The 21,195-nt window shown below is 42.5% G+C and carries 17 protein-coding genes; 4 read left to right on the top strand and 13 right to left on the bottom strand.

The genetic code is table 11. The features are described 5' to 3' along the window. Positions 1-12: 12 nt before the first annotated feature. Positions 13-1,398 (bottom strand): ATP-binding protein, encoded by a 1,386-nt coding sequence (locus ACQZ43_RS10520; protein ID WP_430612416.1) that lies wholly within the window; start codon positions 1,396-1,398, stop codon positions 13-15. Between the two features lie 177 nt (positions 1,399-1,575). On the opposite strand from ACQZ43_RS10520, the gene ACQZ43_RS10515 reads away from it, so the two are divergent. After that, positions 1,576-3,270 (top strand): acyl-CoA synthetase, encoded by a 1,695-nt coding sequence (locus ACQZ43_RS10515; RefSeq protein WP_430612414.1) that lies wholly within the window; start codon positions 1,576-1,578, stop codon positions 3,268-3,270. 35 nt (positions 3,271-3,305) lie between these two features. Here the strand turns inward: ACQZ43_RS10515 and ACQZ43_RS10510 are convergent, their stop codons facing one another. Together ACQZ43_RS10510 and ACQZ43_RS10505 are read right to left on the bottom strand one after the other, a co-directional pair. Continuing rightward, positions 3,306-3,968 (bottom strand): response regulator transcription factor, encoded by a 663-nt coding sequence (locus ACQZ43_RS10510; protein ID WP_430612412.1) that lies wholly within the window; start codon positions 3,966-3,968, stop codon positions 3,306-3,308. Positions 3,969-3,979: 11 nt separating this feature from the next. Then, the gene (locus tag ACQZ43_RS10505; RefSeq protein WP_430612410.1) at positions 3,980-4,858 is read right to left on the bottom strand and encodes a diacylglycerol/lipid kinase family protein; all 879 of its coding nucleotides are present in this window, start codon (positions 4,856-4,858) and stop codon (positions 3,980-3,982) included. Between the two features lie 113 nt (positions 4,859-4,971). On the opposite strand from ACQZ43_RS10505, the gene ACQZ43_RS10500 reads away from it, so the two are divergent. Beyond that, complete coding sequence (locus tag ACQZ43_RS10500) at positions 4,972-7,056, top strand: LTA synthase family protein (protein WP_430612408.1); 2,085 nt, start codon at positions 4,972-4,974, stop codon at positions 7,054-7,056. A gap of 90 nt (positions 7,057-7,146) precedes the next feature. On the opposite strand, the gene ACQZ43_RS10495 is transcribed toward ACQZ43_RS10500, so the two are convergent. Next, entirely contained in the window at positions 7,147-7,458 is a 312-nt protein-coding gene (locus tag ACQZ43_RS10495) for a rhodanese-like domain-containing protein (protein ID WP_430612406.1), read from the bottom strand. A gap of 148 nt (positions 7,459-7,606) precedes the next feature. On the opposite strand from ACQZ43_RS10495, the gene ACQZ43_RS10490 reads away from it, so the two are divergent. Beyond that, positions 7,607-8,269, top strand: a complete 663-nt coding sequence (locus tag ACQZ43_RS10490) for a thiamine diphosphokinase (RefSeq protein WP_430612404.1) — start codon at positions 7,607-7,609, stop codon at positions 8,267-8,269. 106 nt (positions 8,270-8,375) lie between these two features. On the opposite strand, the gene ACQZ43_RS10485 is transcribed toward ACQZ43_RS10490, so the two are convergent. The 4 genes from ACQZ43_RS10485 to aroC all read right to left on the bottom strand — a co-directional run bounded on the left by ACQZ43_RS10485 (position 8,376) and on the right by aroC (position 13,467). After that, positions 8,376-9,254 (bottom strand): T9SS type A sorting domain-containing protein, encoded by an 879-nt coding sequence (locus ACQZ43_RS10485; protein WP_430612402.1) that lies wholly within the window; start codon positions 9,252-9,254, stop codon positions 8,376-8,378. 370 nt (positions 9,255-9,624) lie between these two features. Further along, positions 9,625-10,575, bottom strand: coding sequence for a choice-of-anchor J domain-containing protein (locus ACQZ43_RS10480; RefSeq protein WP_430612400.1), 951 nt, complete (start codon positions 10,573-10,575; stop codon positions 9,625-9,627). Positions 10,576-11,240: 665 nt separating this feature from the next. Beyond that, complete coding sequence (locus tag ACQZ43_RS10475) at positions 11,241-12,083, bottom strand: choice-of-anchor J domain-containing protein (RefSeq protein WP_430612398.1); 843 nt, start codon at positions 12,081-12,083, stop codon at positions 11,241-11,243. 340 nt (positions 12,084-12,423) lie between these two features. After that, positions 12,424-13,467 (bottom strand): chorismate synthase, encoded by a 1,044-nt coding sequence (gene aroC, locus ACQZ43_RS10470; RefSeq protein ID WP_430612396.1) that lies wholly within the window; start codon positions 13,465-13,467, stop codon positions 12,424-12,426. Positions 13,468-13,599: 132 nt separating this feature from the next. On the opposite strand from aroC, the gene ACQZ43_RS10465 reads away from it, so the two are divergent. Next, positions 13,600-14,436: a UDP-2,3-diacylglucosamine diphosphatase gene (locus ACQZ43_RS10465; protein WP_430612394.1), complete on the top strand. Its 837-nt coding sequence runs from the start codon at positions 13,600-13,602 to the stop codon at positions 14,434-14,436. 73 nt (positions 14,437-14,509) lie between these two features. Here ACQZ43_RS10465 and ACQZ43_RS10460 read toward each other — a convergent pair whose 3' ends face one another. The 5 genes from ACQZ43_RS10460 to ACQZ43_RS10440 form a co-directional block, all read right to left on the bottom strand. Then, complete coding sequence (locus tag ACQZ43_RS10460; protein ID WP_430612392.1) at positions 14,510-16,015, bottom strand: malate:quinone oxidoreductase; 1,506 nt, start codon at positions 16,013-16,015, stop codon at positions 14,510-14,512. Between the two features lie 95 nt (positions 16,016-16,110). Further along, positions 16,111-16,521 (bottom strand): Holliday junction resolvase RuvX, encoded by a 411-nt coding sequence (gene ruvX / locus ACQZ43_RS10455; protein ID WP_430612390.1) that lies wholly within the window; start codon positions 16,519-16,521, stop codon positions 16,111-16,113. Position 16,522: 1 nt separating this feature from the next. Then, positions 16,523-17,704: an AIR synthase related protein gene (locus ACQZ43_RS10450; protein ID WP_430612388.1), complete on the bottom strand. Its 1,182-nt coding sequence runs from the start codon at positions 17,702-17,704 to the stop codon at positions 16,523-16,525. A gap of 145 nt (positions 17,705-17,849) precedes the next feature. Continuing rightward, on the bottom strand, positions 17,850-18,974 hold the full coding sequence (locus ACQZ43_RS10445; RefSeq protein ID WP_430612386.1) for a cysteine desulfurase family protein: 1,125 nt from the start codon (positions 18,972-18,974) through the stop codon (positions 17,850-17,852). A 262-nt stretch (positions 18,975-19,236) separates the two neighbouring features. After that, complete coding sequence (locus tag ACQZ43_RS10440; RefSeq protein ID WP_430612384.1) at positions 19,237-21,012, bottom strand: MFS transporter; 1,776 nt, start codon at positions 21,010-21,012, stop codon at positions 19,237-19,239. Positions 21,013-21,195 lie beyond the last annotated feature (183 nt).

Raw genomic sequence — 21,195 nt, 5'->3', positions numbered from 1 at the left:
ATTAGAAATGTATTAGATCGTTTTATTTAGAATCAATCTCACTTGGGTACCGCGATTTAAAGCACTGCTGATCTCCAAATCGATGCCGAGAATCTCTCCGAGTTTTTTGACGATTGACAAGCCCAATCCCGTGCCCTTAACCTCGGAATCGATCGCATTTTGAAAGCGAAAAAACTGATCGAATACATCTGCTGAATCCGGATCAAACCCAATGCCGCTATCGGCTATGGAAATCGCTATTTGCGTATTGGTTTCCGAGAAGTCGATCCGGATGCTGCCGTTTTTAACATTGTATTTAATCGCGTTGGAAATCAAGTTGTTCAACATCATCAAAAACAAATGCTGATCGGTATACACCATGGGTGCGCGTTCCAAATGCAGCTGTACATCGATGTTTTGTTCTTGTATCGGCAAGGCAAAGCGCGGAATGACTTCTAAAAACAGTTTGTTCAGATCCAAGGACTCTTTGTGGATTTCACTTTGGGTGTATTCGATGCGGGCCAATACCAGTAAATCGTCGACCAAGGTGTTCATCCGCTTGATTTCTGCGATGCAAAAATTAATTTTTTTATGGTATTCCGATTCCGCTCTGGGTTTTCGAATCAACACCTCCAAAGTGCCTTGCAATACGGCCAAGGGCGTCCGCAATTCATGCGAGGCATGTGAGGTAAACTCCTTTTCGCGCTCCAAGGTTTTTTCGATGCGCACCAAGAGGTGGTTGATCGTTTGGGTCAGTTCGTACAATTCGTCTTTATTCTGCGGCAAAGGCACCCGCTCCGACAAGTTGTGTTCCGTAATTCTGCGGGAAGTCGCGATAATGTTTTGCACCGGTTTAATGCTCTTACCGGCGATTACTCGTGCCAAAAAAAACAAGACTACCAATACAAAGGGATAAGCAAACAGCAATATGCGTTCGAGATTTTGAATGACCATCACGGCATTTTCTCGCGACATGGCCACCAACAAATAGCCTACTTTGGCATGCTGATGGTAAAGGGGTACTTGTATCTGTCGGATGAGTTTGTGCTCCAGGGTGGTATCAAACAGGTCGCCATCGGTAAAATCCACATCGAAGAGCAATTGTTTTTCCTTGAGGTTGGGCGATTTTTCAAACAGTATACCGTCTTGCGAAACAAATTCGACAAAAACGGGGTTGACGTCAATGGCATTGTGCTCGCGCTCCATCCATTCGTCTTCGTACAACAGCTCTATCCGTCCATCGACGTATTTGTATTCCAAGAGGTGTTTCTCCACCTCGGTTTGAATGTTGTCGTCTATGTGTTTGTTTAGGGTAATCGATACAATTTGATGTACCGTGATAAACAATCCCAGTATTAAAATAGCCGTTCCCAATATATAATAGAACGCGATGCGGTTTTTTATGGACAGCGAAATCATAAATATGTATTTCCGACAAAAATACGCTTATTTGGTCAGTTGGTGATTTGTTTTTTTAGGGCGTCTTGTCGTGCAAAACAAAAGCCCTTTGGACAGCCGAACGGCAATATGGGTATAAATACAAAATAATTATATATATTTAGAAACGTATTACCAACTTTTTATCACACTGCAATCATGACGGATTATTTTAAAAGAATAAGTGAATTGATTTCCTTACAAGAATTTGATGCTTTACAGCAAGTACCTTTGCAAAAACCGCTTTACTTCAATTGGGTCACGGAGGTTTTTGAGGCCATACACCTCAACAACCACCCGAACAAAACGGCTTTGCTGTGGACAGACGAGCGCGAGACGCACTCCTTTACCTTTAAAGACCTGCAAAAGCGCTACGACCAATTGCTGCACTTTTTGCGCGAACGGGGCATAGCACCGGGCGATGTCTTGTTGACGCAGCTGATGTTTCAGCCTGTCAATTGGGTGGCCGTATTAACCGCGATTAAAGGCGGCTTACAATTGGTACCCGCCGCGAGTATATTGGGGGCCCACGACCTGGCCTTTCGCTTTGAGAAGACCCTTCCCAAAGTGGTTATCTCCGATATGGACAATGCCGAAAAGATCGATCAGGCCGAAGGACTGAGCTCGAGTGCGATTGCCGTTAAGATTATCGCTGACGGTGAGCGGGAGGGATGGATATCCCTAGCGCAAATCGAAAGGGAAGCCATACCCGAAGTAAGCGCCGCGCCGACCAAGGCAGACGACAATTTGTTTTTGTTCTTTACCTCGGGCACCACGGGATTGCCCAAAATAGTTTGCCATACCCATTGGAGTCATCCCGTTGGTCATTTAACCACGGCCTCCTGGATCGGTATCAACAACGACGATATTCACTACAACATTTCGCAACCCGGCTGGGCAAAATTTGCCTGGAGCAGCGTATTTGCGCCATGGAACGTGGGGGCCACGGTATTTGCCCACCACACTATGGCGCGCTTTGACGCTGCCAAAACGCTGCAGCTCATCGAAAAACACCAGATAACCACGCTCTGTGCTCCGCCCACCGTATTGCGCTTATTTATACAGGAAGACCTGCAGTCGTACCGCTTTAAGTTCCGACAATGTGTCGCTGCGGGCGAACCGTTAAACCCAGAGATTATCGAACAGTGGAAAGCGGGTACGGGGATGCTGATACGCGACGGTTTTGGCCAAACCGAAAGCACGTGTATGATTGCCAATTTACCCGGCGCAGCGGTCAAGATGGGCTCCATGGGAAAACCCACTTTTTTATACGAGGTAATCATCGCCGACGACCAGGGTGTTGAACTGCCGAACAACGAAGAGGGCAACATCTGTATCAAGACCACCGAGGCGCGCTTAAACGGCTTGTTTAAAGGCTATTTGTACGACAAGGAGCGGGAGCGTCAAGTATTTCGCAACGGGGTTTACTTTACCGGCGATAAGGCCTATAGAGACCAGGAGGGATACGTTTGGTTTATCGGTCGAGACGACGATGTGATCAAATCTTCGGATTACCGCATCGGTCCCTTTGAGGTGGAAAGTGCCCTACTCGAACACCATTTGGTGTTGGAATCGGCCGTGGTCGCCAGTCCGCATGACGTTAAGGGATTTGAGGTCAAGGCCTTTGTCGTACTCAGCGATCGCAGTTTGGGAAGCAAGGACATAGCCGATGAGTTATTTGCCTATTCCAGAGCACATATTGCGCCCTATAAGATGCCGCGGCTGATCGAATTCGTCAGCGAATTGCCCAAGACGATTAGCGGAAAAATCAGACGGGTCGAATTGCGGGCCTTACAAGCCGAACGCATTTCCAAAAATCAAATCGTAGAACGCGAATATATTTATAGAAGATAAGCCCAAGGGGTCGCGCAGCTCAACTGCACGGCCCCTTAATCGTTGAGCAAAAAACCGACTCCGCGTATGGTCTTAAGGCGGGCGTCGTCTTTGTTGAGTTGCAGTTTTTTCCGAATGGCATTCATAAATACATCGAGGACACCGGTATCGTATTCGAAACTCGTTTGCCAAACCGCATCAATAATCTGATTACGGGTGCAAATCTTGCCTTTGTTTTCGATTAAAAATTGGAGGAACTCAAATTCTCTGGGCGTAAAGGGAATTTCGCGCTCGTCTTTAAAAACCTGGTATTGCTGTAGGTTTAAAACGACGTCGTTCCACTTTAACAAGTCGGGAATATCCGACGCTCTAAAATGAACTTTGATGCGTTCCAACAGCTCCTCAAAGCTAAAGGGCTTTTTGATATAATCGTTGGCTCCGGCGCGCAAACCTGCAATGGTTTCGCTCACGGTGTCTTTGGCCGTTAAAAACAATATGGGAATCTGGGCATCTTGCCCGCGAATATAGCTGCACAGCTCCAATCCGGACATTTTGGGCAACATCCAGTCCAACAAGCACAAGTCAAAAGCATGCTGGTCATACAGGGCTTTACCGCTGCTACCATCGGCGGCGATTACCACGATATACCCCTCTTCTTCCAATCCTTGTTTTAAGAAATTGGTGATCCCTACTTCGTCTTCAACTATTAGAATCTTCATTTGGTTTTACTTTAACACAACACTTTTAATGCGCTGGGCAATACTTGAATTACAAAAGTGTTTTCTTTAAACAAATAATACTCTCCATCGAGCTGAATGGCATTGTTTTGAAAATCGGAAATCGTCACTTCCAAACGGGGGAGCTGCATCCATTCTGCCGGAGCAAACCGATCGGTTTTCTTTAACAAGACCAAAAGGCCGAAGTAGAATTTCTGCAGGGTATTGATTTTGGGAACCATCAGTATATCCAACAAACCATCTTGCAAACTCGCTTTGGGAGTCAAGGTCATGGAATAGCCCATTTCATTGGAGTTTGATATAAACAACAACAGGGGTTTTACCCGCTTGGGAACTCCATTAATCGTCATTTCCATGTTTTTAAACTCGAATTTCTTGGCCGATTGAATCGCGGCTTTTAAATATGAAATCAATTTGCGGGAACCGGATTTCTCGTAGTTCTCGATGATGGTCGCATCGATTCCAAAGCCCATATTGCTAAAAAAGTATTTGTGGTTGATTTGACCGACATCGATGTGTTTGATTAGGCCGTTTTTGACGTTTTCCATCGCCTGATCCATCGACTTGGAAATTTCCAAATTGGAAGCCAATCCATTCCCGGAGCCTACGGGAATTATACCCAATGCGATATCCGTATTGACCAATTGAGCGGCTACTTCATGTATAGTACCATCTCCGCCACAGGCCACGATGATATCGGGCCGTTGCTTCATCGCTTCCTGAGTTAGGGCGATAGCATGCTTTTTATAGGCCGAAAAATGAAGAACCACCTTATACGCCTCCTTGGGAAAAAACCGATCGATCAATTCCTGATTAATCACGTGTTTTCCCTTGCCCGAAATGGGGTTTACTATAAAATGAATCTGCTTCATACCGTCCTCAAATGTTTAATTTCCCTTAAAATGGAGTTTGCAAATATAATATTTTCAAAATTGAAACGTTCCTTCTAAAACAATTGTATTATTGCATTTTATAACTCACAACTATGCTGTTAAATTTTTCGCTTTTCAAGCCGTTCAAATACCTGTTAATGTATTATTTGGCATTAAACATCGCTTTACGAAGCATTTTTATCTTTCACCCGATTACGACTTCCTCCTTTACTTTTCTGGAGATTTGCAGGATATATTCGATAGGTGCACTCAATGATTTCTTTATCTTTATCTGTGGTTACGCCTTTTTTGGGCTGTATTACCTATTCCTGTCCAACGGCAAATACGCCAGACCCTGGGGGCCACTAATTTTTGGAATATTGCTCGCCTTTCTGATTTACATCTCGTTTTTCAACACCATCTTTAATGATTACGGCGGTTCGGTACCCGAAATCGTTCAGGCTTTTTTAGCGATTAAGGTTGTTTGCTTTGGCCTTTGTTTGTTTTTTCCCAGCCGCCGCACAGCGATTCGAAAGGCGATATACTTTAGCTCGCTGTTTCTATTTTCATTGCTACTCGTTCAAAACGCGATCAGCGAATACTTTTTTTGGAACGAATTCGGACTGCGATTCAATTTTATCGCGGTCGATTACTTGGTGTATACCAATACGGTTATCGGTAACATCTTGGAATCTTATCCCGTTGTTCCCCTGTTTACTACCATAGGTGTACTCACTTTGTTGCTGACGATTTTTATCTATAAAAAAACCCATAAAAACTTGGAACAGCTGATGGATTTCTCCAGCAAAGTCGTTGCGGTTTTCCTGTATGCTATACTGTTTACAGCAGCTCTTTTTACCCTGCCCAAACTCAGCCAGCTCGAAAATGCGCCCAATGTGTTTACCAATGAGATTCAGGCCAACGGCACCTATAAATTTTACCAAGCCTTTAATCAAAGCGAGTTGGATTACTTCCAGTTTTTTCCGGTATTGCCCCAGCAAAAAATGGTTGCCTTACTGCGCAAAGACTATCCGGCCTATAACGGCAACTCCCTATTGAGGTCGATTCACAGCGATTCTACAGCGCTTAAAAAAAATGTGGTCCTCCTTACAATCGAAAGTCTGAGTGCCGATTTTATGGCCTACTACGGCAATGAAAAGCAACTGACTCCCTTTTTGGATTCCCTAGCCCTACAGAGTTTGTTCTTTACCAATACCTACGCCACCGGCAATAGAACCGTCCGGGGATTGGAGGCTGTAACGCTTTCCATACCGCCATCTCCCGGTGAAAGCGTCGTTAAGCGCAAGGACAATAAAAACAAATTTTCCACGGCGACCGTATTCCAAAAGCAGGGATACCAAACCAAGTATCTCTACGGCGGGGATGCGTATTTCGACAATATGGAGGAATTCTTTTCCAACAACCACTTTGACATCGTAGATAAATCGGATTTTAAGGACGATGAAATTACTTTTAAAAATATCTGGGGGGTTTGCGATGAAGATATGTACACCAAGGCCATCCAAGTTATGAATAGCGAATACCGATCGGGAGTTCCCTTTTTCAATCACATCATGACGGTGAGCAATCACCGTCCATACACCTATCCAGCGGGTAAAATCGATATTGACCCCAGCTCGAAGTCACGCGATGGCGGCGTAAAATACACCGATTACGCCCTGCGACAATTTTTTAAACAAGCGCGCAAGCAAGCGTGGTTTGATCAGACCGTTTTTGTCATCGTCTCCGACCACTGTGCCTCTAGCGCTGGAAAAACGGAATTGCCCTTGGACAAATACCGCATTCCCGCTATGATTTATGCGCCTAATTTTATAGCGCCACAGCAATACAACACTTTGATGTCGCAAATCGACCTAATGCCAACGCTATTGGGATTGCTCCGCTTTAACTATACGTCGAAATTCTACGGGCAGGATGTTTTACAGCCGAGCTATTCGCCCCGTGCTTTTATCGCTACTTATCAAGACATGGGCTATATCAAAGACAATACTTTGACGATATTATCGCCGACCAAAAAAGTACGGCAGTACAGTTTTCAATCGCAAAAACCCCAAGAAGTCAAGGCAGCGTTGATTCAAATCAGCAACATCAATCAGTTGCAAGTCGATCTGGCTACGGCTTACTATCAATCCCTAGCACAGCAGCTCCAATCTAAACAATATCAAGAACTGCCCTAAAAAAGTATAGGGACTGCCTTTGGAGGTAATCCCTATGTTTATATCATTAAGCGAGCAATTCAAAAACGGTATCAGTCGCGCGTTTGTCGTTTATTCCGTCACCACAGGTCCGGTCCAATCGGAAATTCCGCCCAAGAGGTTGTACGTACTTTCAAACCCGAGTTGATTCATCAACAAGCAAGCCTGATTGCTGCGCCCACCGGCTTTGCAGTATACGTAATACTTTTTGTCTTTGTCCAATTTGTTGATTTCATCCAAGAATCCTTGTCCCTTGTAAATATCTATATTTAGAGAATTTGGAATGGCAATTTCTTCAAATTCTTCTTCAGTTCTCACATCTAAAATAACCGCATTTTCATCTTGTTGAAAATTTTCCCACCATTGTTCTTGTGATAGATTCATAACTTTTTGTTTTGGAGTATTTATAAAGGTCAAATATAAATCAATCCCGCGACTTAATAAACAGTTTTAGGCAAACTAATTCCAGCAATTTTGAAATTATGTAGATTTTAAATTTTAGCTTTGTCACACTAATTTATAGCCCAAACGCATGTCATCACACCACATTGTCCGCGACGATCAAGAGCCGGCCTTAATCATTGCCAACGGAGCGAGTTGCAGCCCTGAACTGATGGGTCAATTATTGGAATGGTCTCCGTTAATCATCGTTTTGGATGCCGCTATGGACCGGGTGATGCAGTTGGGTATAAAAGTCGATGTGTTGTTGGGCGATTTCGATCGCGGATACGACCCAGAGACTTATTTAAGTTATCAATACCCTCTGGAAATTATTCGCATTGAAGATCAAAATTCCACCGATTTAGAAAAGGCGTTTCAGTATTTAATAGAGCGCGGAATTCCCAGTGCTAATGTAGTGTGGGGAACGGGACGACGAATGGATCATACCATCACCAACTTAACCCATATTGTAAAATACAGTTCGCAATTGAAAATCGTATTATTGGACGACTACTCCAAGGTGTACCGCCTTCCCTATCACTTTGAGAAATGGTACCCGAAAGACACCCCTATATCTTTAATTCCCGTGGGAACCGCAACGGGAATCCGCACGGAAAATTTACTATACCCATTGCAAGAAGAGAGTTTAACCTTGGGATATCGCACGGGGAGCAGCAACAGTGTTGCCCGAGATGGAGTGGTCAAAATCACCTATCAATCTGGCGATTTACTACTGATGGAATGCACGGATTAATCGGTGCTGTCGTAGTAGCTAAAGAAAAGTATTATAAAATCAAAAGGCAGTCTTTTTACAGACTGCCTTTTTAGATTTAAACTATTTTGGGTCAACTAAAATCAAATTATTTTTTAATAATTTTCTTAGTCAATGTTCCTTCGTTTGTCGTGATATTTAAGAAATATACACCAGCTTGCAATTGAGAAATATTGATTTCTGAAGTAGCCACACCATTAAAATCGAAAGATTGAACGTTTCTACCGTTTAAGTCTTTAACTTCAATTTTAGAAACGAGGATGTTTCCAGAATTCGTAAAGTTTACGATATCGTTTGCCGGGTTAGGGAAAACGCTAAATTGAGACGCTAATTCTTTGTTGATACTAGCATTTCCATTACTAACCACTTTTACATCATCGACAATAATAGAAAATACATCAAATGAATTATGGTGTCTAAAAAGCACCACAATCTCTTTATTTGCAAAGGCAGGATCTAATGTAAACGTTTTTACTGTAGCTTTAGCTTGAGCTACTTTTTGTGAAACCAAAGGAGTTTTACTACCTAAAAAAGTTGTAATATCACCAATAGTTCCAAGTTCTAGCGCCGCGTCAAACTCCGATTTCAACACCGCGTAAGTGGTATAGTATTCTGCGAAGAAATCTGGGTCAATTGCACCTACTTTAAAACTCAACTCAGAAGCACCACTAAGCAACGTCAAGCTTGGAGTAACCAATAAATTGTCTGGACGCAAAGGAGTTTCTGTTCCGTTATCATAAGAAAACGAACCAATTACCGTCCCTGTAAACTCATTTAAAATCGTATTGTCGTTAGGTGGAATAAGACCCCAAAAATCTCCGTCTCCATCTAAGTCATACAAATCCCAAACTTGCTCTGGCGTCCAATTTTCAACGTCTTCAAAGCCTTCATTTAACAAAACCGTTTGTGCATTAACACCTGTGATGCCCGCAAAAACCAATCCTAAAACAAGTAATTTTTTCTTCATAATATATTTATATAATTAATGTTAATTCAAATATATACAATATTTCTAAATAAAAAAATAAAAACAGTAAAATCACTCAAAAAATAACAATACACCCAACAAACGTCTAAAAAAACAGGGTATACTCAGTAGGCATAACGGACGGTCGCTAAATAAATCACAAAACGATTAGGCCTTAAAAAAAAACAGCGGATCACTTATAATGGTATCCTATCGAAGCAAACCATATTGCTGGTTGGTGACAAAAAGAGTCATCATATATAAATAGCGAGCACTGTGTCTGGAGTTTACGGAGTTGATTGACTGATAAAGTCCATAAAAAGAGGATCTACCTAAAAGACCCTCTTGAACAAGAAAAATTAGTGAAAATTTATCTCTTTATTATTTTCTTCGTAAAACTTCCTTCGTCCGTGGTAATTTCCAATAGATAGACCCCTGATTGAAGTGTGGAAACATCGAGTTTCGCAGTAATCAACGCGTCATTAAAATTCACATACTTTACGATTCTGCCGTGAATATCTTTTAGCACTACACGGGAAACAAGTAAATTTCCGGTATTAGAAAGCATTAGCACCTCGTGAGCTGGATTGGGAAATATTTTAAACTGATTGGCCAATCGCTTATTGACGTGTGCGCGACTGTCTTTGACAACCGCAAAATCGTCAATAAAAAGCATAAAAGCATCAACAGACACACACCGGATAGCAATATGGATTTCTTTACCCGCATATTGATCTAAATCATAAATAAACTCCGTCCAATCATCTGGCGCTTCCACGAAATCGCCCTCCGAAATCATCTTAAAACTCGCTACTTCCGTATCTGTAGTGGATATGCCAACAATAAAACGCTCTAAACCAAACGCTGCGGTATACGATTTTGCCCAGAAAATCAATTTATTATGCTCCTCCAGCAATTTTATCTTAGGACTGATTAACCAATCGTCATTAGCGATAACTTCTGGGGCACCTTGCGGTTGCCTACAAGCAAAGGTACTCATATACTTCTCCCCCGTATGAGCATCCCAGGTATTATTAATCAAAGGAGGCGTCGTATTTTTAGGAGTAAATACCATAAAAGCGTAGGGGGTGCGGGCATTCGGATACGTTACATCAACTCTTTCTCCTCCTTCGGTAGTGGTACGCGGCCCATACGTGGGTTGCTGATCAATATCCTTTACTGTCCAATGCCCTATATTTTCTATGGCAAAATCCTCGTAGGTCTCAAAACTATCCTCAAATATAGTTATTACCTCGTTCTGTGCCTGGCTACCCGTGAAAACCAGAACCGTTAAACTGCATAAAAATAATTTTAAATTCATAAATAATAATTTTAAGTTAGATTCAAACTTAAAAAAACAAATTTAAACATAAAACAAATTTAACACAAATTAATTGATAATTAATCAAAAATAGAAGACAAAAGGAAACATTAAACTAAAATTTACCAATAAAAGCAAATAAACAACAAGAGGTTTTAAGTAAAACACATCAAAATAGCGACCTCTTTTCTAAAATTTCAAAAAATAAAATAAACTTTAACAAAAAAAAAAAAAAATGACTTAAAAAAAGGGCTTTCCACCACAGTAACACTTTGGCAATCAGTGAAATAATCAATAGACCACTTTACGCCATACAGCACAAACACTATCCGCGCAAGTTATTGCAAAACAATCGCCGCATATAAACCTTTATACAACAGTTGACGAGGAACTCACTTCCGCGGGTAGTTACAGTATAGGATCGAATAGTTCAAGAAAAATTTAGCATTTTAATAAAATAAAAAAAGGCGGGCTTCTCAAGGATTTAAGGTTTTTTTTTGGATAATAAAAGCTTTCTATTTCCATAAATCCTTATTGAATTCGTGCGCTGGGTTGAAAATATGATTCTGTACGCAGAAATTAAAAACAAACCTAGAATTAGCTAAAAACCTATAAAAGGCCTTCAAATATATAGAAGCCCTTTTTAATAGATAATTACCTCAGCATTATTTTTTAATTATTTTCTTAGTATAAACGCCTTCATTAGTGGAAATCGTTAGTAAGTAAACCCCTGCCTGAAGTTTGGAAACGTCGAGTTCCCCGTCTGTCATTCCTTGTTTCAAATCAGTATATAGGACCGTTCTTCCATTAATATCGCTCACTGTAATTTTGGAAACCAGGATATTTCCTGCCTGATTAAAATGCAATAACTCCGTTACTGGATTAGGATAGAAAGAGAATTTACTGGCTAAGGCTTCATTGACCTTGGCGGTTCCTGCCGTAACCACCACATCGTCGATTCCAATGACATACATATTTGTACAATCGTGGTGTCTGAATAAAATACGCACCTCCTCGTCCTTGAATTCGTCTATAGATATTTGTTTTGTAAAAGGACCATGAGCCGAAAGCCGATTTGAATCTACCGGTGTTTTCGAGTTTAAAAAAGTAAGGAAGTCCGTGACTGAATTATATTCAGAATCTACAACGACATATACGGAATAATTTTCGGCAAAATCACCCGTACTTAAAGCACCGACTTTAAAACTCAGTTTTACATCGTTTTTACCTGCTAAAGAAATCAGTGGCGATATCAGTATATTATCTGGCGTTAAAGCTTCGGAATCCTTTGTAGAAGCAGAACCAACGAAACGGCCGTCAAAACCCATGCTAACCGTAAAATCGTTGGAGCCGTAAATCCCCCAATTGTTCGCATCTCCGTCCACGTCGAGCACCTTCCAATCACCGGTATTTCCAATTTCAAAACCCTCCTGAAAAACAATTGTTTGCGCGCTTAGTGCTATTCCACTAAATGCCACAATACCTAATAGTACTAATTTTAAGTTCATATAAAATAATTTTAAGTTACCCTCAAAACTAGAAATTAATAAAACAAAAAACAAGTGTAAATATTGAACAAAAACAAACTTTAACACTCAAAAGCATGTATCTAATCAATAAAATAACAGTAATTAGTATTAATAAATTATTGACAAAGCACTTTTTTTTACATGAACAACCCCTGTTTTTTTTGAATTAATTAAATCATTGATTTTTAATTAAGTATTAACAGAAAAAATGTAACCCTCAGAAATCATAATACTTAGCATAAAAAAATGCTCTTAAGATGTAAAACATCCCAAGAGCATTTTTCCCTTCGCAAATTTGATTTACAAGATTATTACCGCATTAAATCAAAAAATCTGCCAAGACCAAGGCGGCCATTGCCTCTACTATAGGTACGGCTCTGGGAACCACACAGGCATCGTGACGGCCCCTTCCCGTGACCACCACGGCTTCATCGTCGTGATTTACAGAGGGTTGGTCCTGCATTAAAGTGGCTACAGGCTTAAAAGCCACGCGAAAATAGATATCCATACCGTTGCTGATTCCTCCGACTATACCGCCTGCATGATTCGTCAGGGTTTTACCTCCGGGTAGTATGATATCGTTGTGTTGGCTACCGCGCCACTGAGCGCCGGCAAATCCACTGCCGATTTCCACGCCCTTTACGGCATTAATCGACATCATGGCCTTAGCCAACTCGGCATCCAAACGATCAAAAACCGGTTCGCCCATACCCGTAGGCACATTTTGAATCACACAACTGATTACCCCACCTACGGTATCGCCTTGCTTTTTGACCTCGAGTATCAGTGCTTCCATCTGAGCGGCCAAATGCAAATCGGGACAGCGCACAGGACTTTTTTCGATATTCGAAAAATCTAAAGCATTAGATGGCTGTTGCAAACCCAGCTCACCCACCGCCGAAACATAAGCGGTAATCACCACGTCTTTTAACAGTTGCTTCGCTACCGCACCCGCCACTACCCGACAGGCGGTTTCGCGCGCTGAACTGCGCCCCCCACCGCGGTAATCGCGAAAACCATATTTCTGCTGATATACATAATCGGCATGACTCGGACGATACACGTCTTTGATGTGTTCGTAGTCGTCGGATTTGGAGTTTTCATTTTTAATGATAAAACCGATGGGGGTACCCGTGGTTCGTCCCTCGAAAATTCCCGATAAAAATTCGACTTGATCACTTTCCTTACGCTGAGTGACGATTTTGGATTGCCCGGGCTTTCTACGGTCCAACTCCCGTTGAATTTGAGCCATATCCAATACTACATTCGAAGGACAACCGTCGATGATACCGCCAATAGCCCCGCCATGCGACTCGCCAAAAGTGCTTATTCTAAATCGCTTTCCATAAGAATTACCCGCCATAACACCTCATTTTTATACATTAAACTCTTTTCACGCTCACCTATTCCTTGAAAAACTAATCATACCATAACCTTCGCCTAACATTAACATGAACTAAGTAGCCTTAATTTGTTAGAACAAAAAACCAATCCTTTGAAAAAAAGACTCTTAGAAATGGTGGTGATTTCCGATGTTCACTTGGGAACATACGGTTGTCATGCCAAAGAATTACTCCAATACTTGCAATCGATTAAACCTAAAACCCTGATTTTAAACGGGGACTTAATCGACATCTGGCAATTTAGAAAATCTTACTTTCCCAAATCCCATTTAAAGGTCATCAAAAAAATAATAGATATGGCCTCTAAAGGAACAAAAGTATATTATATTACCGGAAATCACGACGAAATGCTGCGAAAGTTCAGTGATTTTCAATTGGGAAATATCGCATTGCTCGACAAATTGGTCTTGGATATAGACGGAAAAAAGGCGTGGATTTTTCACGGCGATGTCTTTGACTCTTCGGTTCAGCACGCCAAATGGATTGCCAAACTGGGCAGTAAGGGCTACGATTATTTGATTCTCTTAAATCGCGTAATAAATGGGATGTTGATCAAACTGCATAAGGAACCCTATTCCCTGTCTAAGCGCATCAAAGCCAGCGTTAAAAAAGCGGTTAAATTCATAGGAGACTTCGAGAAAACCGCTACGGATTTGGGAATCGACAACCAGTACGATTTCGTGATTTGCGGTCATATACACGAGCCCAAAATCAAAACGGTGCGCAATGCCAAAGGCAGCATCACGTATCTCAATTCCGGCGACTGGATCGAGAATTTAACCGCCTTGGAATACAATAAAAAACGATGGAAGATCTACCAGCACATATCCGAACCCGCTATTTCCGAAGACGAGGAGTATTTTTCCAGAGAAAACGAACTGTCCGATGCCTTGGCGATGCATCTCGGCAACGTGAACAAAACGCGGTAATCACGGCATAACTACACAAAAAAAGAGCTGTCCCAAAGGGACAACTCTTTTCTAGTTCTGCGATCTGGCAAAACTATTTTGTATTATATGGGTATAAATTCAATGCTTTCGCAGTCTGAAGTCGCAATTCCTTGGCCAATTCGGGATGTTCGTTTAAGAGCAATCCAAAAGACGGAATCATCTCTTTCATCTTGGCTTGCCAAGCTTCGGACTCGAAGCGATCGGGAAAGCACTTTTTCAGTAGGGTAAACATGATTGACGTAGCAGTAGAAGCACCCGGCGAAGCTCCTAACAGAGCCGCAATCGATCCATCTGCTGCACTAACGACCTCCGTACCAAATTGCAGTACGCCCTTGCCGTCGGCATCCTTTTTGATTACTTGTACCCGTTGACCCGCCACTTCTAGGGTCCAGTCTTCTTGCCGCGCCGCAGGCATGTATTCCTTGAGCGCTTCCAAACGATTGTCGTCGGATTGCAAAACCTGCCCGATTAAATATTTGGTCAATGGAATGTTTTTTAATCCCGCTCCCAACATGGGTTTGATGTTGTTGAGTTTAATCGATTCAAACAAGTCCAAATACGAACCGTTTTTTAAGAATTTTGTCGAAAATCCGGCATAAGGACCGAATAACAGGGCTTTTTTACCATCTATAAAACGCGTATCTATATGCGGCACAGACATCGGAGGCGCTCCTACAGAGGCCTTTCCGTATACTTTGGCAAAATGCTGATCAATAACCTCTTGATTGGTGCACTTAAGCCATTGCCCTCCCACAGGAAATCCTCCAAATCCCTTTCCTTCGGGAATATCGGCTTTTTCCAACAACAATATCGATCCGCCACCCGCACCTATAAATACGAATTTGGCTTTGATTTTGGATTTGACTTTGGTTTCTAACTGCTTGGCCGTAACCTTCCAACGTCCGTCGTCTTGTTTTTTTAAATCTTTAACCGCAGTGTTAAAATACATGTTTACGCCCTCTAGCGATTGCAGATGTGCAAAGAGCTCTCTAGTTAGTACGCCAAAATTAACGTCCGTACCAAATTTCATTGCCGTAGCGGCATAAGGGGTATTCAATTCCCTTTCGTTCATCAACAAAGGCGCCCATTCTTTAATTTGTTCCACCTTGTCGGTAAACTCCATATCCTTAAAGAGGGGGAATTTCTGCAATTCCTCATAGCGCTTTTTCAAAAACGCCACATTGTCTTCGCCCCATACAAAACTCATATGTGGGACTGCATGTATAAAATTGCCCGGATTTTTCAAAACCCCTTTGTGGGTGAGATACGTCCAAAACTGCCTCGACAACTCAAAGGATTCGACGATATCAACGGCTTTACTCGCATCGATCGTACCGTCTTCCCTTTCGGGGGTATAATTTAACTCACAAAACGCAGCATGTCCTGTTCCTGCATTATTCCAGGCATCAGAGCTCTCCGCAGCAGCTATATCAAGCCTTTCAATAATATCAATTTTAAGATTGGGCTCGAGTTCTTTTAACAGTATACCGAGTGTAGCACTCATGATACCGGCACCTATTAAAACAACATCTGCTTCTGATTTTTGTATACTTGACATCGCAATATAATTATTTTTAGCAAAGTTAATCGTTTTTCAATTTATCTATCGAAACATCCGTGCTTTTCTCGATGCCCCGCGATAAATTAATAGTTTTATTTTTTCCCCAGATAATCTTGCAGTATAATGGTGGCCGCAATTTCATCTACCAAGGCTTTGTTTTGGCGTTGTTTTTTCTTTAATCCACTATCAATCATAGTTTGAAATGCCATTTTAGAGGTAAATCGCTCGTCCATGCGCTCCACCTTCATACCGGGAAAAGCCAGGGTGAATTTCTCGATAAACTTCTCGATTAGTGGGGTTATTTCCGAAGGCTCATTATTCATGCGCTTGGGTTCGCCGATAATCACGACTTCGACGTTTTCCTTGGCGAAGTAATCCTTTAGAAAAGGCAACAACTCCGGTGTTGCTACGGTAGTTAAACCCGATGCAATCATTCGAAAATCGTCGGTAACTGCGATACCGGTTCTCTTTTTCCCAAAGTCCAGGGCTAATACGCGCGACACCCTATTGGTAAATAAAGGTTCCGTACTCCGAGGAAATGGTCAATTTCTTGGCCTCTGAAGCAGCAACGCTTCCGATGATTTGTGCATTGACACCAAAGGACTTGGAAATCTCGATAATTTCTTGTGCCACTTCGGGGTTTACATACAATTCCATACGGTGTCCGCAGTTGAAAACGCGGTACATCTCTTGCCAATCGGTTTTCGACTGCTCTTGTATCAGTTTGAACAAGGGCGGTACGGGAAACAAATTGTCCTTAACGATGTGAAGCGCCTCGATAAAGTGAAGTATTTTAGTTTGTGCTCCGCCACTGCAATGCACCATACCATGAATGTCTTTGGCGTTGAATTGCGACAGGATGCGCTTGATGATTGGCGCATAGGTACGGGTTGGTGACAACACCAATTTTCCGGCGTCTATAGGCGAATTTTCTACGGCATCTTGCAGTTTCATCTTTCCGGAATACACCAAGTTTTCCGGTACCGATGGGTCAAAGCTCTCCGGGTATTTGGCCGCTAAATAGTGATCAAAAACATCGTGACGCGCCGAGGTTAAGCCGTTGCTTCCCATGCCGCCATTGTATTCCGTTTCATAATGGGCTTGCCCAAAGGACTCCAGTCCGACGATTACATCTCCGGGTGTGATGTTGGCGTTGTCGATAACATCGCTGCGCTTCATACGCGCCGTAACGGTCGAATCCACGATAATCGTACGAACCAAATCGCCGACATCTGCTGTTTCACCTCCTGTAGAATGGATGGTTACTCCGAATCCCTTTAAATCTTCAATCAGGCTTTCAGTACCGTTGATGATTGCGGAAATCACCTCACCTGGTACCAAGTTTTTGTTGCGACCAATGGTCGAGGACAACAATATATTATCCGTAGCTCCTACGCAGAGCAGATCGTCGATATTCATGATCAAAGCATCTTGAGCGATGCCCTTCCACACCGACAAATCACCGGTTTCTTTCCAATAAGTATAAGCCAAAGACGACTTGGTTCCCGCTCCATCTGCATGCATGATCAAACAATAGTCGTCATCACCGGTCAAATGATCGGGAATAATCTTACAAAAAGCCTTTGGAAAAAGTCCTTTATCTATGTTTTTAATCGCATTGTGAACGTCTTCTTTGTCCGCAGAAACACCGCGAAGGGCATATCTATTATTGGTATTTGAATTCATAAAAAGTGTGTTGTTTGTGCAAATTTAATGCTAATGTAGAAGTAAAACAATCTATTTGAAAAGAAGATTTTACCCGAAGCTTATTTGGTTTTATTTTCGGTTAAAAACAACAAAAAATCTACTGCCGCAGCAGTAGATTTTTTGCTTAAACGCCTTGTAAAACTTCGATTAGTATATCGATATCCTCGCAAGTGGTTTCGTGGCTAAAAGAGACTCTCAAGCTGGGCTTTTTCAATTCGGCCTCGCTCAAAAATTCCGACAATACGTGAGAGGGCTTCTGACTTCCAGACTGGCAGGCGCTTCCACGCGACACCGCGATGCCCTTCATATCCAGCTGAAACAACATCATCGCCGCCTTCTCTTCCGATAGCGGTAGCGATACGTTGACGATATTGTAAAAACCCGTTTGATTTCCGTTGAAACTCACTTCGGGAAAAACCTCTTTGAGTTTGGTTTGGCAATAATTTTTTATCGCTCGAATGTGGTCGCGCTCCACCTCTAAATTCTCATAAGAGATTTCAAAAGCCTTGGCCATACCCACCACTTGGTGTACTGCTTCGGTGCCCGCACGCATACCCTTTTCCTGCTCGCCCCCAAAAATCATGGGTTTCAACACGTTATTCTTGCGAATAAAGGCAAATCCGATTCCCTTGGGGCCGTGAAATTTATGGGCACTTGCCACGATAAAATCTATGGGTAACTCCTGTAAATCCATTTCGGTTTTTCCTACGGATTGTACGGTATCGCAATGAAATAAAGCCCGGTGTTTCTGACATAATTCAGCCACTCTCTTTAAATCCAATTCGGTTCCCACCTCATTATTGACGTGCATCAAACTCACCAAGGTAGGAATTTCATCGGCCAATAGGCGCTCCAACTGCGCATAATCGATTTCGCTATTGGGCAGTATGTTGACAAACTCCAAATCGATATCGTATTCGCGCTGCATTTGCTTGGCTGCATACAAAACCGCATGGTGTTCCATTTTAGAAGTAATGATTCGCTGCACTTTGAGGTCGCGCACCGCAGAGCGGATAATCCAGTTGTTGGCTTCGGTACCGCAGGAGATAAAAATAATCTCCGACGAGGAAACCTTTAATTGCTTAGCGATGCTCTTTCTCGAGGCTTCGATCAGCGATTTGGCTCTCCTTCCCACCGAATAAGTCGATGATGGATTTCCGTATTCTTCAGAAAGCACTTTGATCATTTCAGCAATGACCTCTGGTCTAAGAGAGGTAGTAGCGGCATTGTCAAGATATACCTGTTTCATTTTTTTATATAGCGGCTGTCCAAATCGGCGTATGCTTTACCCCGGACCCATGCAACCTTTATTAGTTATTTTTTAAGCGCTATTCTAAAAAACAGCGTCCGACTACAAAATTAATAAACTGAGTAACAATTTGAAAGGTATTCGCCATTTCTTTGTCGTAAAATTCTCTCGATTTTCTCTTTTTCACAGTCTTGGGCAAAATTAATCTTATTTCCAGAACTTTAGTACTATAAACGACTAACTTTTAAAAGTCGTTCGTCTTTTAACTGTCTAAGGCGTCGATGTCGATGCGCTGCTTTAAAAGCACTTTTTTGACAACTACGGCAAAGACTAGTAAATATCCAAAGCACAACAAGGGAATCCAATAGGAATTGTGTATCCCGATGATATCGGCCAACTTGCCCTGAATCGGCGGAATGATTCCGCCGCCCAAAATCATCATAATCAAAAATGCCGATCCCTGAGCGGTGTATTTGCCCAAACCGATAATCGCGAGATTAAAGATGGCCGGCCACATAATACTACAGGCCAGACCGCCGGCTAAAAAGGCATAAATCGCCACCATGCCTTCCGACAGCAATCCGACTGTCATTGCCGACACTCCCAATACGCTAAACAGCAACAGGGTTCGCGCCGAACGGTCTTTGCTCATAAACGAGAAGGCAATTTGAATCAGCACGCAGATGATGTAATAATACAAGGGCTCCATCTGATTTCCCGCCAAGATATTTACCCCCAATATAACTCCAAAGGCCAACAGCGGCACCACGATGAGCGCAACGTTTTTCTTATAACCGGTCAAGGCAAATACACTGACTGCTCCAGCCCAGCGACCGATCATTAAACTGCCCCAATACATCGAGATATAAGGGGCTATTTCCGAGGAGTGCAAACCGCCAAAGGCATCCAATTTGAGCAGTTCGCCCAAATTGCTTCCAATGCCCACTTCTGCACCGATATACGCAAACAAAGCAACCATCCCCAAAACCAATTGGGGGTATTGCATGGCTCCCCAACCTTCGCGCTTCTTTTGGCTGCCTTTATACGCAAAGAACAGGGAACCCAAAATAACGACCAAGCCCAGTGTTAGCCACAGCATGCGCTGGTGTTCTATCGGCTGCTTGACCACCTGAATATCCTGCTGCAATTGGCCGATTTCCAACTGCCGTTTCGCCAATTCTTCAGCGGTCAAATCCAGGGTTTGCAGCGCGAGTTGCTCCTTTTCCAAAATGGATTCCAACGCCAGTACGCGGGCGTTTTCCGGGCTTTTATAGGTTTTGAAAACCGGTATAAAGACCAATAATAGCAACACCGTCATCACCAAGAGTAGTTTTAGGGCCTTATGAGCCTTTTCTATCGGTTCTTCGATAATTCCCGCCGGTACTTTCTTGGAAAAGTAAAACAGCGCTGCCGCTACGACAAACAATATTCCAACGGCACCGTAGAGCAAACTCATCTTGTCGAGGCTCAAATGCTTGATTTGGTCGTCCGTAATCGAGGAGGTACTGCCGAACAGCACAAAAGCCACGATTAAGGGACCTATGGTGGTTCCCAATGAATTGACTCCGCCACCGAGGTTTACCCGACTCGCCCCCGTTTTGGGATTCCCCAATAGGATAGCAAAGGGATTTGCCGCAATTTGCTGTAGTGAAAAACCCAAGGCCACGATAAATAAACCGATTAACAAGGCGGTGTATACATTGGATTGTACCGCCCATATCATCGCAGCGGCACCAGCGGTAGAAAACAACAAGCCATAGACTATGCTGCGCTTGTAGCCCCATTGAGAAACCAAATCCTTTCCCTTAACCGCACTAAAGACGAATAAGAGCAGTGAACCCAAGTAATAGGCCGTATAAAACGCAAAATCGATTAATTGGGATTGAAATTGATCCAGGGAAAAATAATTCTTGCAAAAGGGAATAAAAATACTATTGCCCGCAGCAAAAAATCCCCAAAAGAAAAAAACCGTCACTAAAGTGTATAAGGCCGGATAATTCGTTTTGATAACCGTGGTGGTTTCAGCAGTCTCTTTCATTAACATAATTTTTAGATTTCAAATATACCGTTTTCTAAAAAATCTAGGTCGTTATAGTTAGCATTTCTATCGAGAAATAACTTATTTTTGTTGAAAGATAATGGGTGCAGTTAAAATTGCGGCATGGATAGCACCAAAAGGTTCTTAATCCGATGACGAGATGCGATAGACGCACCGATAATA

It is taken from the genome of Flavobacterium sp. JP2137, assembly GCF_050562195.1.
Classification (GTDB): domain Bacteria; phylum Bacteroidota; class Bacteroidia; order Flavobacteriales; family Flavobacteriaceae; genus Flavobacterium.
The sequence above is the reverse complement of the archived record's forward strand: the minus strand, read 5'-3'. Positions and strand labels throughout refer to the sequence as shown.

What these genes read in the sequence shown, in the direction of transcription:
- ACQZ43_RS10520 (WP_430612416.1), bottom strand. Translation starts at nt 1,398, where the DNA reads ATGATTTCGCTGTCCATAAAAAACCGCATCGCGTTCTATTATATATTG.
- ACQZ43_RS10515 (WP_430612414.1), top strand. Translation starts at nt 1,576, where the DNA reads ATGACGGATTATTTTAAAAGAATAAGTGAATTGATTTCCTTACAAGAA.
- ACQZ43_RS10510 (WP_430612412.1), bottom strand. Translation starts at nt 3,968, where the DNA reads ATGAAGATTCTAATAGTTGAAGACGAAGTAGGGATCACCAATTTCTTA.
- ACQZ43_RS10505 (WP_430612410.1), bottom strand. Translation starts at nt 4,858, where the DNA reads ATGAAGCAGATTCATTTTATAGTAAACCCCATTTCGGGCAAGGGAAAA.
- ACQZ43_RS10500 (WP_430612408.1), top strand. Translation starts at nt 4,972, where the DNA reads ATGCTGTTAAATTTTTCGCTTTTCAAGCCGTTCAAATACCTGTTAATG.
- ACQZ43_RS10495 (WP_430612406.1), bottom strand. Translation starts at nt 7,458, where the DNA reads ATGAATCTATCACAAGAACAATGGTGGGAAAATTTTCAACAAGATGAA.
- ACQZ43_RS10490 (WP_430612404.1), top strand. Translation starts at nt 7,607, where the DNA reads ATGTCATCACACCACATTGTCCGCGACGATCAAGAGCCGGCCTTAATC.
- ACQZ43_RS10485 (WP_430612402.1), bottom strand. Translation starts at nt 9,254, where the DNA reads ATGAAGAAAAAATTACTTGTTTTAGGATTGGTTTTTGCGGGCATCACA.
- ACQZ43_RS10480 (WP_430612400.1), bottom strand. Translation starts at nt 10,575, where the DNA reads ATGAATTTAAAATTATTTTTATGCAGTTTAACGGTTCTGGTTTTCACG.
- ACQZ43_RS10475 (WP_430612398.1), bottom strand. Translation starts at nt 12,083, where the DNA reads ATGAACTTAAAATTAGTACTATTAGGTATTGTGGCATTTAGTGGAATA.
- aroC (WP_430612396.1), bottom strand. Translation starts at nt 13,467, where the DNA reads ATGGCGGGTAATTCTTATGGAAAGCGATTTAGAATAAGCACTTTTGGC.
- ACQZ43_RS10460 (WP_430612392.1), bottom strand. Translation starts at nt 16,015, where the DNA reads ATGTCAAGTATACAAAAATCAGAAGCAGATGTTGTTTTAATAGGTGCC.
- ACQZ43_RS10450 (WP_430612388.1), bottom strand. Translation starts at nt 17,704, where the DNA reads ATGAATTCAAATACCAATAATAGATATGCCCTTCGCGGTGTTTCTGCG.
- ACQZ43_RS10445 (WP_430612386.1), bottom strand. Translation starts at nt 18,974, where the DNA reads ATGAAACAGGTATATCTTGACAATGCCGCTACTACCTCTCTTAGACCA.
- ACQZ43_RS10440 (WP_430612384.1), bottom strand. Translation starts at nt 21,012, where the DNA reads ATGAAAGAGACTGCTGAAACCACCACGGTTATCAAAACGAATTATCCG.